Consider the following 15,705-nt stretch of genomic DNA (forward strand, 5'->3'; position numbering starts at 1 on the left):
GGCACGCGCGCGCATCCGGCTGCGCGCGCAGACGAAGCGGGAGACGCGTTGGGAGGTGGCAGCGTCCACCGCCGCCGCGCAGGGGCGACGGCGACGTTATGGAAGCGGCAATGCGGTGGAACCGGCCTAGCGGACCGAAGACATGTCCATGTCGCTCTCCTGACCCCGTGTGGAAGGCAACTGCGCTGAAGGATTCTGTTGCGTCGAGCGTGGGGGAAACGCGCGGACCCGGCAGGCAGCATCGGGGGACGAATGCTGCGGGGGGCGGCGCCATGCGGCGGCCGCGATGCCGGGTTGCGCGTCGATGGCCGGTACCGCGCGGTGTGCGGGCATCGGTGTACTCGACGCTTCGGACTCTAGCGAGCGCCGCGCAGCCGGTGGTAGACAGTTGTCGCCGCCCGCGCTGCGGCAGCGAACGGCTTGCGGGCCGTTCCGACGCGCCGACCGCGCCTGCCGCGTGGCCGCCCAGCGCGGACGGCCCGGCCGTGGCATGCTGCGTGCGGGGCCGTGCGTGGCGGGAGTGGGCAGGCACGGTGGGGGCGATGGACGCACCGGGTACGGCGGCGTCCATCGCGGCGATGCACTTTCTTGCGGTGACGCCATGCGCACGCACGGGACCTTGATTCAGTGGAACGAGGAGCGCGGTTGCGGCCGGGTGCGCCTGGCGCATCGCGAGACCGAAGCCGAGGTGCAACGCGCGGCGTTTCCCGCAGACGGCGTGCCGCCGCAGGTGGGCGAACTGATCTCCTTCGATCTGGAGCACGACGCGCAGGGACGGCCGCGTGCCTTGCGGGTGATGCGGCCTGGCCGCGCACCGGCAGTGTCGACGCGCGCGGAGGCCGCGCCGCGCGCACGTCGCGGCCGCTGGCTCGGCGTGCTGATGCTGCTGGTGGTGCTCGGGGGCGCGGCCTATGCGGCACTGCACTTCGTGGCGGCACCGCAAGTGACCACCACAATGCCAGCGGCGCCCGCTTCGCCAGCCGCAATGGCGCGCGCCCCGTCCGCGACGGCACCCGCGTTCCACTGCGACGGCCGCACGCACTGCGCGCAGATGACCTCGTGCGACGAAGCGGTGTATTTCCTGCAGCACTGCCCGGGCGTGGAGATGGACGGCAACCACGATGGCGTGCCGTGCGAGCGGCAGTGGTGCCGCAGCGGGCGTTGAGCACCTACCGCCGAGTGCGTTGCGCATGGTCTTGACCAAGCCGTGATCCGCCTTCGCCTACGGTCACCGATTGCCTGCAGGTGACGCATGACCGAACCACGCCTTCCCCCCGCCAAGACCCGCGCACTGTCCCTGGGCCTTTTCGTCTTCGTCGCGATCTTCGCCGCCATCGTCTGGTCGCTGCTGCGCCCGTACGGCTCGGTGTACTTCTTCCCGGTGCATTTCCTGGTCGGGCTGGGCCTGCCGTTCCTGTGCTATGCGCTGGGCGCCAACCGCGCCGCGTTCCTGGCCGGGCTTGGGCTGACCGCCGTCGTGCTGGTGCTGTTCAACCTGTGGGGCGACCAAGTCGGCGGCATCGGCCCGCGGGTGTTCGACTGGGCGCACGCCGTGGCCGGGATGCTGGGCATGCTGCTGGCCTACGGCGTGTTCCGGCTGTCCACGCGTGTGCGCCAGCGCCACGCGCGCTGAGCCGCGCTCACTCCGTGTCGTCGCTGCGGGTGAACGGCGCCAAGCGCAGTTTGACCCGGTGCTCCACGCCGGCCGGACATTGCCCTGGTGCCGGTCCGCGGAAGTAGCTGCGCTGCCAGCCTTCGCGGCTGGCGTCGGAATCGGGCTGCTCCAGATCGTGCAGGAACTGCCCGCGGCTGCGCATCCATGCCTGGTGTTCGTGCTCCAGCTCGGGCGTCTGCGACAGCGGCTGCCAGCGCGGCTCGGTCTCGGCCAGCACCCGTCGCTGCACCGGGAAGAAGTGGCAGAACGGCTCGCCGGCCTCGAACCGCACCCGGCCGGGCCGGGTGAACTGCCAGTTCATGGTGAAGGTGTACGGGCTCCAGTCGGTCTCGATCAGCCCGGTCAGCCCGGCGATGCCGTCCTTGGGCCGATTCACCGGCGCGGTGACGTACAGGTCCACGCCGGCCTCGGTGCGGAACAGGCAGGGCACGTGGAAGGTCAGCACGCCGTAGCCGAAGTGGCTGACCGCCGGTGCGTGCGTGCCCGGCGCCGGCTGCACGCGCAGGTCGTCGAGCGCGTTGCCGCCGTTCCACTCGGCCTCGAACGCGGTCTGGCACAGCAGCTCCCAGCCGTGCGCATTGGCGATGTCCAGCGGCAGGCAGCGGTAGGCGTAGCGCTCGGCGGTCCGGTCCATCCACGGCCGCTCGCGCGGCGCCGGGCGCACGTCGAGGGTGTGGCCGTCGAGAACATGGGCGGTGAGTTTCATGGCACAGGCAGGGCGATGGACCAGCGCCGAGTGTGACGCCTCGCCGCGGCCTTGGCGACCGCGGCGCCGTGCGCGATGCTCAGGCCGCGTCGAAATCCAGCAGCGCCACGCCGTCGCCGACCAGTTCGCCCTCGCGCACGCGGAAGCTTTGCACTGTGCCGTCGGCCGGTGCCTGCAGGGTGTGCTCCATCTTCATCGCCTCCAGCACCAGCAGCGGCGTGCCGCGGGTCACCTGGCTGCCGGGCGCGACCAGCAGGGCGACGATGCGCCCCGGCATCGGCGCGGTCAGGCCGCCGTTCTCCACCGCCGGCTGGTCCGCCTCGGCGACCGGGTCGTGGCGTTCGAACAGGTAGCCGTGGCCGTCGACGAACAGGTGCAACTGCGTGCCCGCGAACACCGCATCGGCCTGCAGCCGTTGCGTGCCGAGGAACGCGGACAGGCGTCCGTCGCGCAACTGGCCGCTCGCCTCCAGCGCGTCCTGCGCCTGCGCGGCGTGGATCCGCCAGCCGCCTGCATGCGCCGTCAGGTGCAGCGTGCGTTGCGTCTCGCCATGCTGCAAGGTCAGCGCACGCGGGGCAGGCGCGCCCAGCCGCCAGCCGTCGCGCAGGTCCCATGGCGACTGCGGATCGGCAGCCTGTGCGGCCGGCGCTGCTTCGTGCAGTTGCCAGGCCAGCGCGGCCAGGCTCCACAGCGCATCGGTAGTCGGGATGGGGGTGTCGAACAGGGCGGCGTGCTCGCGCTCGATCAGCGCGGTATCCAGGTCCGCCTGCGCGAACGCGGTGGTGCCGACCAGGCGCTGCAGGAACGCGGCATTGGTCGACACGCCGACCACCTGGCACGCGGCCAGCGCCGCCTGCATGCGCCGCAGCGCGCGCTCGCGGGTCACATCCCAGACGATCAGCTTGGCGATCATCGGATCGTAGTGCGGGCCGATCACGTCGCCCTGTTCGACACCGGCATCGACGCGGGTATGCGCATCCGTGGCGGGCAGGCGCAGGTGCTGCAGCGTGCCGATCGACGGCAGGAAGCCACGCGCCGGGTCTTCGGCGTACAGCCGCGCTTCCAGCGCATGGCCGTGGATCGCCAGATCGTGCTGGCGCTGCGGCAGCGGCTGGCCGGCGGCCACGCGGAGTTGCCACTCGACCAGATCGGTGCCGGTGATGCACTCGGTGACCGGGTGTTCCACCTGCAGGCGGGTGTTCATTTCCATGAAGTAGAACGCGCCATCGGGCGCGACGATGAACTCCACGGTGCCGGCGCCGACATAGCCGACCGCGCGCGCGGCTTCCACCGCGGCCTGGCCCATCGCCGCACGCCGCATCGCGTCCATGCCGGGTGCGGGTGCTTCCTCCAGCACCTTCTGGTGGCGGCGCTGCACCGAGCAATCGCGCTCGAACAGGTACACCAGCTCGCCGTGGCTGTCGCCGAACACCTGGATCTCGATATGCCGTGGTCGCAGCACGTACTTCTCCACCAGCACGTGCGCATTGCCGAACGCGGCCTGCGCCTCGCGCTGGCAGGCGGCGAGCGCGGCGGCGAAGTCTTCGTCGCGATCGACCCGGCGCATGCCCTTGCCGCCGCCGCCGGCGCTGGCCTTGATCAGCACCGGGTAGCCGATGGCCGTGGCCTGCGCGCGCAGGAAGTCCGGGTCTTGCTGCTCGCCGTGGTAGCCGGGCGTCAGCGGTACCCCGGCCGCCTGCATCAGCGCCTTGGCCGCGCTCTTGTCGCCCATGGCGCGGATCGCCGCCGGTGGCGGCCCGATGAACACCAGCCCGCGCGCGGCGCAGGCCTCGGCGAACTCGGCGTTCTCGGACAGGAAGCCGTAGCCGGGATGGATGGCCTGGGCGCCGCTGCGTTGTGCGGCCTCGAGGATGTGCTCGCCCAGCAGGTAGCTCTCGCGCGCCGGTGCGGCGCCGATGTGCACGGCCTCGTCGGCCAGGCGCACGTGGCGGGCATCGCGGTCGGCATCGGAGTACACGGCCACGGTGGCGATGCCGAGCTTGCGGCAGGTGGCGATCACCCGGCAGGCGATCTCGCCGCGATTGGCGATGAGGATCTTGTCGAAGGTCGGCAGGTCGGGAGTGGCCATGGTCGGGTGCCTGGAGAAGGTTAGAGGTGTCGCGCTTGCGGTGCGCAGGCATGCGCAAGAGTTGCGTTGGAGGTGTTCAGCCAGAGCAGCTTCAGTGGTTGAAGTTGCTCTTGCCGTGCTTTGGCTTTGGCTGTTGCTCCGGCTTTTGATTTACCGGGTTCCCTTCCGAAGCGGCGGCCAGCACGGGGAAAAACCCCGAAGGGGCGGCGCACATGGACGTGCGCCGTCCGCGGCAGGGGCAGGATGCCCCTTCCGCGGATCCCCGGGCTGGACGCGGACCCGGAGCGCGCAGCGCGGAGGGCGCGAGGCAGGGCGCGCTTTCTTTTGGTTACCTTTTCTTTGCGCGAGCAAAGAAAAGTAACTCGCCCGAAAGGGCGAAAGCCTTTGCTTTCGCTTGATACATGAGTTTCGGACGAGAAGAACCGTAGGAGCGGCTTCAGCCGCGGCACACATGATCGGTGGTGCCTGTCGCGGCTGAAGCCGCTCCTACGATTCAGCGGCCGCCGCCGTGGCAGCAAGTGCAAGAGCAAAGCTTTCGCCTGGCGGCGAGTCACTTTTCTTTGCTTGTGCAAAGAAAAGTAACCAAAAGAAAGCACACCCCGCGGCGCGCCCTCCGCGCTACGCGCTCCGGGTTCGCAGCCACGTCGGGGATTCGCGGAAGGGGCATCCTGCCCCTGCCGCGAACGGCGCACATCCATGTGCGCCGCCCTTCGGGTTTTTCCCCGCCGTGGCTGCCGCGCCGAGGGGACCCGGTAAGTCAAAGGCAGAGCAAGAGCAAAAGCCGGAGCAAAAGCAAAAGCGGGAGCAAAAGCCGAAGCAAAAGCAAAAGCTGGAGCAAAAGCGAAGGCCGTCGCCGCGACCGCGACCGCGGCCGCGGCCGCGCAACCGATCGTGAAGTCCACGGCCGGACACACTGCCGCCGACACCGCCAGCGACCACCTGCGTGGCCACCGCCGATGCCGGCGCGCACGCGCCTGCCACCGCGAGCGCATCCGCCTCCTCACATCCGGAACACCCCGAACCGGCTCGGCTCCGCCGGCGCGTTCAACGCCGCCGACAGCCCCAGCCCCAACACCCGTCGCGTCTGCGCCGGATCGATCACCCCGTCGTCCCACAGCCGCGCACTGGCGTAGTACGGATGGCCCTGGCGCTCGAACTGCTCGCGGATCGGCGCCTTGAACGCCGCCTCCTCGGCGTCCGACCACTGCCCGCCCTTGGCCGCGATGCCGTCGCGGCGCACCGTCGCCAGCACGCTCGCCGCCTGCTCGCCGCCCATCACCCCGATGCGCGCGTTCGGCCACATCCACAGGAAGTTCGGCGAATACGCGCGCCCGCACATGCCGTAGTTGCCGGCGCCGAACGAGCCGCCGATCACCACCGTGAACTTGGGCACCTTGGCGCAGGCCACCGCCATCACCAGCTTGGCGCCGTCCTTGGCGATGCCGCCGTGCTCGTACTTGCGGCCGACCATGAAGCCGGTGATGTTCTGCAGGAACACCAGCGGGATGCCACGCTGCGCACACAGTTCGATGAAGTGCGCGCCCTTCAGTGCCGACTCGGAGAACAGGATGCCGTTGTTGGCGACGATGCCCACCGGATAGCCATGGATGTGCGCGAAGCCGGTGACCAAGGTGGTGCCGTAGCGCGCCTTGAACTCGTCGAAGCGCGAGCCGTCCACCACGCGCGCGATCACCTCGCGCACGTCGAACGGCTTGCGCGGGTCGGCCGGGATCACCCCGTACAGTTCCTCGGCCGGGTACAGCGGCGGCTCCGGCGTGCGCAGCGCCAGGGCGGGGGCCGGCTTGCGCCAGTTGAGCTGGGCGACGATCGCGCGCACCCGCGCCAGCGCCTGCAGGTCGTTGTCGGCGAAGTGGTCGGCCACGCCGGAGATGCGCGTGTGCACGTCGGCGCCGCCCAGGTCCTCGGCGCTGACGTCCTCGCCGGTGGCGGCCTTCACCAGCGGCGGGCCGCCGAGGAAGATGGTGCCCTGCTCGCGCACGATCACCGTCTCGTCGCTCATCGCCGGCACGTAGGCGCCGCCGGCGGTGCACGAACCCATTACGCAGGCGATCTGGGCGATGCCCTGCGCCGACAGGTTGGCCTGGTTGTAGAAGATCCGGCCGAAGTGGTCGCGGTCGGGGAACACCTCGTCCTGCAGCGGCAGGAACGCGCCGCCGGAATCGACCAGGTAGATGCACGGCAGGCGGTTCTGCTGGGCGATCTCCTGCGCGCGCAGATGCTTCTTCACCGTCATCGGGTAGTAGGTGCCGCCCTTGACCGTGGCGTCGTTGGCCACGATCACGCACTCCACGCCGGACACGCGGCCGATGCCGGCGACCACGCCGGCGCACGGCACCTCGTCGTCGTACAGGCCCAAGGCGGCCAGCGGCGCGATCTCCAGGAACGCGCTGCCCGGGTCGAGCAGGGCGTCGATGCGCTCGCGCACCAGCAACTTGCCGCGTGCCTGGTGCTTGGCGCGGGCAGCGTCGCTGCCGCCCAGGGCGATGCGCGCCTGGGTGGCGTGCAGGTCGTCGACCACCGCACGCAGCGCGGCGGCATTGGCGGCGAAGGCGTCGCTGCCGGGTTGCAACTGGGTCTGGATCGCGCTCATGGCTAGGCCGTGGAAAGAAGGAAAGGGCAGGCGGCTGATGTGGGAGGGGCTTCAGCCCCGACGCCGTTCGACGAGATCGCGTCGGGGCTGAAGCCCCTCCCACATGGCATCACTTGGTCCGCTCGAACAGCTCGCGGCCGATCAGCATGCGGCGGATCTCCGAGGTGCCCGCGCCGATCTCGTAGAGCTTGGCGTCGCGCCACAACCGCCCGGTCGGATAGTCGTTGATGTAGCCGTTGCCGCCCAGCACCTGGATCGCCTGGCCGGTCAGCCACGTCGCCTTCTCGGCGGCGTAGAGGATCGCGCCGGCGGCGTCCTGGCGGGTGGTGCGGCCGGCGTCGCAGGCGCGCGCCACCGCGTACACATAGGCGCGGCAGGCGTTGAGGCCTACGTACATGTCGGCCAGCTTGCCCTGCATCAGCTGGAAGCTGCCGATCGGTTCACCGAACTGGCGGCGCTCGTGCACGTAGGGCAGCACCACGTCCAGCGCCGCGGCCATCAGCCCCAGCGGTCCGCCGGACAGCACCACGCGCTCGTAGTCCAGGCCGGACATCAGCACGCGCACGCCGCCGCCGACGGCGCCGAGCACGTTCTCCGCCGGCACTTCGCAATCCTGGAACACCAGTTCGCAGGTGTTGGAGCCGCGCATGCCGAGCTTGTCCAGCTTCTGCGCGGTGCTGAAGCCGGGCATGCCCTTCTCGACCACGAACGCGGTGATGCCGCGGGCGCCGCCGCTCGGGTCGGTCTTGGCGTAGACCACCAGCACATCGGCGTCGGGGCCGTTGGTGATCCACATCTTGTTGCCGTTGAGCACGTAACGGTCGCCGCGGGCCTCGGCGCGCAGCTTCATCGACACCACGTCCGAGCCGGCGCCCGGCTCGCTCATCGCCAGCGCGCCGACGTGCTCGCCGCTGCACAGCTTAGGCAGGTAGCGCGCCTTCTGCGCCGGGCTGGCGTTCTTGCGCAACTGGTTCACGCACAGATTCGAATGCGCGCCGTAGGACAGGCCGATCGCGCCGCAGGCGCGCGAGATCTCCTCCATCGCCACCACGTGGGCCAGGTAGCCCATCGCGCTGCCGCCGTATTCCTCCTCGACGGTGAGGCCGAGCAGGCCCTGTTCGCCGAGCTTGCGCCATAGCGGCGCCGGAAAGGCGTTGTCGCGGTCGGCCTGCTCGGCCAGCGGCGCGATCTCGCGCGCGGCGAAGGCGGCGACGCTGTCGCGCAGCAGGTCGACCTCCTCGCCCAACTCGAAATTCAACGACGGCATCAGCATGGCGGCAACTCCGGGAATGGCGGGTGGCCGGCGGCGCCTAGAATCGGACCCGCGCCGGGCAAGAGCGCCCAGCGTAGCCGGGAACGGCAAAGAAGTGAACAGAAATTCATTAATTGAACTTAGAATCACGCCATGGCCTACAAACGCTCCGCCCTGATGGAAGAACGCCTCGCCGGCAATCGCCAGCGGATCCTGCTGGCGGCGCGCCGGCTGATCGCTGCCGACGGCTTCCGTGGCGCCCCGGTGACCGCGGTGGCGGCCGAGGCCGGGGTCTCCACCGGGCTGATCTACCGGCATTTCCCGTCCAAGGCCGAACTGTTCGTGGAAGTGCTGACCGCGGCGGTGGAGCACGAGTTGACCATCTTGCGCGCCATCGCCGCAGCGCCTGCGCCGGCGGCGCAGCGCCTGCGCGACGCCATCGCCTCGTTCGTGCGCCGCGCCTTGGCCGGCCCCGGGCTGGCCTATGCCTTCATCGCCGAGCCGGTGGAGCCTGAGGTGGACGCCGAGCGCATCCGCTGCCGGCGCCTGCTCGGCGACGTGTTCAAGGGCATCCTCGCCGACGGCGTGGCCGCGGGCGAGTTCCCCGCGCAGGACCTGGAGGCGGCCGCGGCGTGCCTGGTCGGCGCCTACACCGAGGCCTTGGTCGGCCCGACCGCGCCCAGCCGCGATGGCCCGCGCGACAGCGAGCGCCTGGTCGAGGCCGTGTGCGGGTTCTGCCTTCGCGCGGTGGGCAGCGGCTGAGCGCGATCGACCGCGCCGCCTGCGCCAAACTGCTGCGATGCAGCACGCATCGCCTGCGATTCCGTGCCATCCCGGCGTGCCGCGGGGCGCAAACGCTGGCTATACTCGGTCGCGTAGCGGTGGTCCGGATTACCACGTGCCAAAGGGGTGTGATGTGCGGAATTACGACCTCGAATTTCTCAAGCGCTTCTCGATGGTGATCGGCCTGCTGGTGCTGATCACCATCGGCCTGATCGTGTTCGCGCATTACCTGCAGCGGGCCATCCCGCCGGAGGTGTCGCCGATCGCGCAAAAGCGCACCGAGGAACGCATCGCGCCGGTGGGCGCGGTCTACGCCGGCAGCACCGGCGCCGCGGCGCAGGCCGCCGCGCAGGCGGCGGCGCTGGCCAAGGCCTCGGCGCAGGCGGCCTACGGCGGCACCACCGACGGCAAGACCATCTTCAACAACCTGTGCACCGCCTGCCATACCACCGGCGTGGGCAAGGCGCCGACGCTGGACCATGCGCACTGGGACAAGCGCATCGCGCAGGGCAAGGACACGCTCTACAAGCACGCCATCGAGGGCTATACCGGTCCCGACGGCGGCATCATGCCGCCCAAGGGCGGCAATCCCGGGCTGACCGAGGAGCAGATCCACGCCACCGTGGACTGGATGCTGGCCAACCTGAAGTAACCTTGCGCCTCCCGCACGCCCTTGCGCCGCCTTCGGGCGGCGCAGTCGTTTCCGCGCCCGTCGCGTGCCGGCGCAAACAAGGAGAGTGATCACATGCGCATGCCGCCGCCATCGTTGTTGTTGTTGTTGCTGCTGGTCGCAGCCCCCGCCGCGCAGGCGCTGACGCCGCCGACATTGCTGCCGATCGGGCAGCTGCGCCCGGGCCCGCAGGCGCAGGGCGTGGTGTTCGAGGGCGTGGTCACCGCGCGGGTGGAGGCCGGCGGCAGCGGCTACCTGGTGCAGGACGCCGGCGACGACGATCCGCTGACCGCCGACGCGCTGCTGGTGCGCGGCGATGCCGAGCGCAGCCTGGCCCCGGGCGACCGTGTGCGGGTCTGGGGTGAACTGGCGCCACAGGCCGCGGCATCCGCCAAGGCCGGTACGGCGTTCGTCGGGCGCAGCGTACTGGAGCAGGGCCACACCGTGTTGGCGCGGGCGCAGCCCTTGCCGCTGCAGGTGCTCGATGCGGCGCCGCCCGACTGGTCGGCGCTGGCCGGCATGCGCGTGCGCATCGCCGCGCCGCTGACCGTGGTCGACAACGACGCGCTGGGCAGGACCGGCGAACTGGGCGTGGCCTTCGGCGGGCGCCTGTGGCAGCCCAGCGAAGTGGCCGCGCCCGGCAGCGCCGAGCAAGCAGCGGTCGTTGCCGACAACGCGCGGCGCGGGCTGCGGCTGGGCACGCTCACTGCACCGACACCGACACCGACATCGACATCGACATCGACATCGACAACGGCAACGGCAACGGCAACGGCAACGGCAACGGCAAAGCTCCCGGACTATCTGCGCAGCGCGACCGCACCGCCGCGCGCGGGCAGCACGGTCCAGGACGTGGAGGGCATCGTGGGCGGGGTGATCGACGGCACCGCGCGGCTGTACCCGACCGCCGCGCTGCAGCTGATGTCGCCGCCGGAACCGGCACCGCCGCAGGTCGAGGGCACCCTGCGCATCGCCGCGTTCAACCTGGAGAACTTCTTCAACGGCGATGGCCGCGGCGGCGGCTTCCCGACCCTGCGCGGTGCGCGCACGCCGGCCGAGTTCCAGGCGCAGCTGCGCAAGCTGGTGGCGACGATCCGCCCGCTGCAGGCCGACGTCGCCGCGCTGATGGAACTGGAGAACGACGGCTACGGCCCGACCTCGGCGATCGCCAGCCTGGTCGACGCGCTCAATGCCGGCGGCGGCGACTGGCGCTTCGTCGATGCCGGGCACGGCCCGGGCGACAACCCGATCCGGGTCGGGCTGATCTATCGCGCCTCGCGGGTGAGCCTGGTCGGCAAGCCGGCGATGCTGGAAGGCGGCCCGTTCGCCGAGCACAGCCGCGTGCCGCTGGCGCAGGCGTTCCGCCACGGCAGCGGCGCGCCGTTCGTGGTGGTCGCCAACCACTTCAAGTCCAAGGGCGGCTGCAGCGAGGCCAGCGGTGCCGACGCCGACCGCGGCGACGGCCAGGGCTGCTGGAACGCGACCCGCACCGAGTCGGCGCGGCGCCTGGATGCCTGGTTGCGCAGCGACCCCACCGGCACCGGCAGCACGTCCAGCGTGCTGCTGGGCGACTTCAACGCCTACGCGATGGAAGATCCGCTGCGCCTGCTGCGCGACGCCGGCTGGCGCGACGCGCTGCAGGAGGCGCATGTCGCGCAGCCCTACAGTTTCGTCTACCGCGGCCTCAGCGGCCGGCTGGACCACGCCTTGCTGAGCCCGGCGCTGGCAGCGCGGTTGCGCGGCGCCGCGGAATGGCACGTCAATGCCGATCTGCCCGACAGCGACGGCTACCGCGAGCGCGATCTGCCCGGTCCGTGGCGCAGTTCGGACCATGATCCGTTGTTGCTGGGGTTCGATCTGTAGGGCCGGGAATCGGGAATGGGGATTCGGAAAAGCCGATCGCCGGCCTCCTTTCCCCGTCCTCGCTGTGCGGGACATTCCTGTTGGATGCTCAGGCCCTTCGCGAGGCACATGACCGCCTGCCGTGAGTAAGGTGTGCTGCGTTTCAGGTCGGTCGTGGCGAGCGTCCGGTCTTCCGCTTCACTGCCATCGCTTGAACGTTGCTTCTTTCCATCGTGCGCTGGCCGCCCTGTGTGTCGTGGTGCTGACCGAAGCTGTGAAATGTGGGTGCTCTCGCTCGCTAAGAAAGGCCACATCATTGACTCTTGCTGTTGCTTTGGTACTTGCCGTTGTTTCTGCTGTTGCCGTTGCTTTGGCTTTTGACTTACCGGGTTCCCTTCCGCAGCGGCGGATGGACCGGGGAAAAACCCGAAGGGCGGCGCACAGGGATGTGCGCCGTTCGCGGCAGGGGCAGGATGCCCCTTCCGCGAATCCCCGATGCATCCGCGGACCCGGAGCGCGCAGCGCGGAGGGCGCAAGGCAGGGCGCGCTTTCTTTTGGTTACCTTTTCTTTGCGCGAGCAAAGAAAAGTAACTCGCCCGCAAGGGCGAAAGCCGTTGCTGTTGCTCCAAGCTTTGGTGTCGGATGAGAAAACCCGTAGGAGCGGCTTCAGCCGCGACTGATGCAATCGGCAATGCCTGTCGCGGCTGAAGCCGCTCCTACAGAGAAAAATCTGAAGCAGGAGCAAAGCTTTCGCCTTGCGGCGAGTTACTTTTCTTTGCTTGTGCAAAGAAAAGTAACCAAAAGAAGCGCTTTACCACAGCCGAAGGCTGGTCAAGCACACCCTGCCTCGCGCCCTCCGCGCTAACGCGCTCCGGGTCCGCGTCCATCCCGGGGATCCGCGGAAGGGGCATCCTGCCCCTGCCGCGGACGGCGCACGTCCATGTGCGCCGCCCCTTCGGGGTTTTTCCCCGCGATGGCCGCCGCTTCGGAAGGGAACCCGGTAAGTCAAAACCAAGAGCCAAAGCTAAGAGCCAAAGCTAGGCAACGGCAACTGCCGAGGCACAGCAACAGCAACAGCAGAAGCAACGGCAAGTGCCAAGCGTCGGCAACAGCAAATCGCGCCTCGACCCTGATTGCCGCCCGGCGACCGCACTCTACGCCGCATGCCGCATGCCGCATGCCCCCTGCGCTCAATGCCGGCAACGCCGCCGGTGCCGGCGCCAGTTCCACAGGTGCGCACTGGCCAGCGCCAGGCTGCCGCACACCGTCATCGCGGTCTCGCTGGCCTCGTCGGGAATGCCGAAGGCGCCGGCCAGCAGCCCGAGCAGGCCCAGCGCCGCCAGCGTCCACAGCGGCCAGGGCAGCGCGTCGCGCCGGTGCCCGCGCCACAGCGCCAGCCCCGCCAACGGCGCGGCGATCGCCACGAACACCACGTGTACCCATTCGGCCTCGGCCCAGACCCCGAACAGCGGCAGCGCCGCGGCCAGCAACGGCAACGCCAGGCAGTGCAGCAGGCACAGCCCGGACAACACCATCGCCGAGGCGTCGAAGAAGGATTGCGGCAGGGATTTCATGGACGTCCACTCCAATGCATCAAGTGTTATATAGTAACATTTCTAGCCCGCCACGCCTTCGCGCCGATGCCCGCCATGTCCAACGCCGCCGTTTTCGATCGCCGTCTTCCCGTCACCGTGCTGTCCGGCTTCCTGGGGGCCGGCAAGACCACCCTGCTCAACCGCGTGCTGCACAACCGCGACGGCCGCCGGGTGGCGGTTATCGTCAACGACATGAGCGAGGTCAACATCGACGCGGCGCTGATCCGCGACGGCGGCGCCGCGCTCAGCCGCACCGAAGAGACCCTGGTCGAGTTCAGCAACGGCTGCATCTGCTGCACCTTGCGCGACGACCTGCGCCAGGAGGTGCAACGCCTGGCCGAGAGCGGGCGCTACGACTACCTGCTGATCGAGTCCACCGGTATCTCCGAGCCGATGCCGGTGGCGGCCACCTTCGCCGTGCGCGATGCCGACGGTCGCGGCCTGGCCGATGTCGCGCGCCTGGACACCATGCTCACCGTGGTCGACGGGCTCAGCTTCCTGCGTGACTTCGGCTCCGCCGAGCGCCTGGCCGACCGTGGCCTGCAGGCCGGCGACGACGACGACCGCGGGCTGGTCAACCTGCTGGTGGAGCAGATCGAGTTCGCCGACGTGATCGTGATCAGCAAGGCCGACCTGGCCGATGCGGTCACCCTCGACCGCACCCGCGCGGTGCTGCGCGCGCTGAATCGCGATGCGCGCATCGTCGAGGCCAGCCGCGGCGACGTGCCGCTGGAACTGGTGCTGGATACCGGCCGCTTCGATTTCGTGCGCGCGCAACTGGCGCCGGGCTGGATGCAGGCGCTGCGCGGCGAGCACGCGCCGGAGACCGAGCAGTTCGGCATCGAAAGCTTCGTCTATCGCGCGCGCCGGCCGTTCCATCCGTTGCGCTTCGCGCGGCTGGCGCAGCGCGGCCTGCGCGACGTGATCCGCAGCAAGGGTTTCTTCTGGCTGGCCAGCCGCATGGACTGGGTCGGCGAACTGTCCATCGTCGGCGCGGCCACCCAGACCCAGGCCGCCGGCTTCTGGTACGCGGCGCGCGAGCGCGTGGATCGCGGCCTGCTGGAGACGCCGCTGGCGCTGCCGCCATCGCCGCTGCCGTACACCGAGCTCGGCTGGCAGCGCCAGCAGACCGCGTGCTGGAACGCGCCGCCGCCGCAGGCCGAGGAGGTCGGCGATGCGCGCGAGTACGCGGCGTTGCGGGCGATGTGGCATCCGCTGTGGGGCGATCGCCGCCAGGAGCTGGCGGTGATCGGTGTCGGCCTGGACGCGGCGCGGGTGCGTGCCGAACTCGATGCCTGCCTGCTCGACGACGCCGAACTGCGGCAGGGGCCGGTGGCGTGGCAGGGGTTGGAGGATCCGTTTCCGGTGTGGAGGCGTTGAGGGGCTGGGAATCGGGATTGGGGAATCGGGATTCGCAAAAGCGGGCTGCGGGCGCTGAGGGTTGGCTGCCTGCGCCATTGCGATTCCCCGAGATCCAGGTGCCGCTACCCGATATGCGGCGATCCCTCTCCAGCTCGGATGCGCTGGGGCGGGCGGGATTTGGACGTCGCGCGTTGATGCGCAAGCGCGCTGTGGGCTAGCCGCGCGCACCCAGCGCGATCAGCACGATCGCCGGCACGGCCAGCAGCAGCCCCAGGCGGTTCCAGCGGGTGGTGCGTTCGCCAAACACGGCGATGCCGAGCAGGGTGCCCAGGCCGATCACGCCCAGGTTCATCGCCGCGAACACGCTGGCCGGGCTGTCCGGCAGGGCCTGGTGCGCGCGCACGTAGAACAGGATGTTGCCGAAATTGAGCGCGCCCAGCAGCAGGCCGGCGCCGAGGTTGCGCCAGGCCAACGGGGCGGTGCCGCCCAGATGTCGCCACAGCTGCACGCCCAGCAGCAGCACGAAGGCCAGCGCGAAGGCGACCAGCAGCGAGGCGGCGAACGGCGTGCCGGCCTGGGCGATGCGCTTGAGCAGTACGTCGATCGCGGCGAAGCCGACCCACACCAGCAGCAGCCACGGCGCGGTGCCTGCGGTGCTGCGCGACGTCGTGTCCGGCCGCTGCACGATGCCGGCGATCGCCAGCAGTCCCAGCGCCAGGCCGGCCAGCTTGGCGCCGTTGGCGCGTTCGCCGAACCACAGGAAGGCCGCCGCCAGCGACAGCAGCAGCGACAGCCGCTGCGCCGCGTCGGTACGCACGATGCCGGCGCTGGCCACCGCGCGGCCCAGCACCAGGAACAGGCTCGGCAGCAGCACGCCCAGGGCCAGCAGCGCCGCCCACGGCGTGTGCGCATCGCCCAGTGCGGCCAGCGGCGGCTGCAGCAGGGCGGCGCACAGCAGCAGCGCCGCCAAGTAGTTCCAGGTCACCGCCTGGGCCAGGTCGATGCGCCGCTGCGGCGCCAGCTTCAGCAGCGCCGAGACCAACACGCTGCACACCACACTCAACAGGACGAAGACCACACGCAGGATCCGGATCGGGAGCAAAAAGAACGCTGCGTGCAC

12 protein-coding genes are annotated in these 15,705 nt (G+C 70.1%); 6 read left to right on the forward strand and 6 right to left on the reverse strand.

The annotated features are described in order from the left end of the window. The first annotated feature begins 601 nt into the window (after positions 1-601). Both ACP93_RS01925 and ACP93_RS01930 read left to right on the forward strand, forming a co-directional pair. The gene (locus ACP93_RS01925) at positions 602-1,165 is read left to right on the forward strand and encodes an excalibur calcium-binding domain-containing protein (RefSeq protein WP_048489172.1); all 564 of its coding nucleotides are present in this window, start codon (positions 602-604) and stop codon (positions 1,163-1,165) included. 87 nt (positions 1,166-1,252) lie between these two features. Continuing rightward, a complete protein-coding gene (locus ACP93_RS01930) occupies positions 1,253-1,633 on the forward strand; it encodes a hypothetical protein (RefSeq protein WP_048489173.1) in 381 nt (126 codons plus the stop codon). A 7-nt stretch (positions 1,634-1,640) separates the two neighbouring features. Here ACP93_RS01930 and ACP93_RS01935 read toward each other — a convergent pair whose 3' ends face one another. The 4 genes from ACP93_RS01935 to ACP93_RS01950 all read right to left on the reverse strand — a co-directional run bounded on the left by ACP93_RS01935 (position 1,641) and on the right by ACP93_RS01950 (position 8,354). Beyond that, positions 1,641-2,381, reverse strand: a complete 741-nt coding sequence (locus tag ACP93_RS01935; RefSeq protein ID WP_048489174.1) for a DUF6065 family protein — start codon at positions 2,379-2,381, stop codon at positions 1,641-1,643. Between the two features lie 79 nt (positions 2,382-2,460). Continuing rightward, on the reverse strand, positions 2,461-4,470 hold the full coding sequence (locus ACP93_RS01940) for an acetyl/propionyl/methylcrotonyl-CoA carboxylase subunit alpha (RefSeq protein WP_048489175.1): 2,010 nt from the start codon (positions 4,468-4,470) through the stop codon (positions 2,461-2,463). 1,000 nt (positions 4,471-5,470) lie between these two features. After that, entirely contained in the window at positions 5,471-7,081 is a 1,611-nt protein-coding gene (locus ACP93_RS01945; protein WP_048489176.1) for a carboxyl transferase domain-containing protein, read from the reverse strand. Positions 7,082-7,190: 109 nt separating this feature from the next. Further along, a complete protein-coding gene (locus ACP93_RS01950; RefSeq protein WP_048489177.1) occupies positions 7,191-8,354 on the reverse strand; it encodes an isovaleryl-CoA dehydrogenase in 1,164 nt (387 codons plus the stop codon). 132 nt (positions 8,355-8,486) lie between these two features. On the opposite strand from ACP93_RS01950, the gene ACP93_RS01955 reads away from it, so the two are divergent. The 3 genes from ACP93_RS01955 to ACP93_RS01965 all read left to right on the forward strand — a co-directional run bounded on the left by ACP93_RS01955 (position 8,487) and on the right by ACP93_RS01965 (position 11,649). Continuing rightward, positions 8,487-9,095, forward strand: coding sequence for a TetR/AcrR family transcriptional regulator (locus ACP93_RS01955; protein WP_048489178.1), 609 nt, complete (start codon positions 8,487-8,489; stop codon positions 9,093-9,095). 154 nt (positions 9,096-9,249) lie between these two features. Further along, complete coding sequence (locus tag ACP93_RS01960; RefSeq protein WP_048489179.1) at positions 9,250-9,768, forward strand: c-type cytochrome; 519 nt, start codon at positions 9,250-9,252, stop codon at positions 9,766-9,768. Between the two features lie 93 nt (positions 9,769-9,861). Continuing rightward, positions 9,862-11,649, forward strand: a complete 1,788-nt coding sequence (locus ACP93_RS01965; protein ID WP_048489180.1) for an ExeM/NucH family extracellular endonuclease — start codon at positions 9,862-9,864, stop codon at positions 11,647-11,649. Between the two features lie 1,169 nt (positions 11,650-12,818). Here ACP93_RS01965 and ACP93_RS01970 read toward each other — a convergent pair. Then, on the reverse strand, positions 12,819-13,202 hold the full coding sequence (locus ACP93_RS01970; protein ID WP_048489181.1) for a MerC domain-containing protein: 384 nt from the start codon (positions 13,200-13,202) through the stop codon (positions 12,819-12,821). A gap of 75 nt (positions 13,203-13,277) precedes the next feature. On the opposite strand from ACP93_RS01970, the gene ACP93_RS01975 reads away from it, so the two are divergent. Then, on the forward strand, positions 13,278-14,603 hold the full coding sequence (locus ACP93_RS01975) for a GTP-binding protein (RefSeq protein WP_048489182.1): 1,326 nt from the start codon (positions 13,278-13,280) through the stop codon (positions 14,601-14,603). 196 nt (positions 14,604-14,799) lie between these two features. Here the strand turns inward: ACP93_RS01975 and ACP93_RS01980 are convergent, their stop codons facing one another. Next, on the reverse strand, positions 14,800-15,663 hold the full coding sequence (locus tag ACP93_RS01980; protein WP_048489356.1) for an EamA family transporter: 864 nt from the start codon (positions 15,661-15,663) through the stop codon (positions 14,800-14,802). Positions 15,664-15,705: the final 42 nt, after the last annotated feature.

Source organism: Xanthomonas sp. NCPPB 1128 (assembly GCF_001043115.1).
GTDB lineage: Bacteria > Pseudomonadota > Gammaproteobacteria > Xanthomonadales > Xanthomonadaceae > Xanthomonas_A.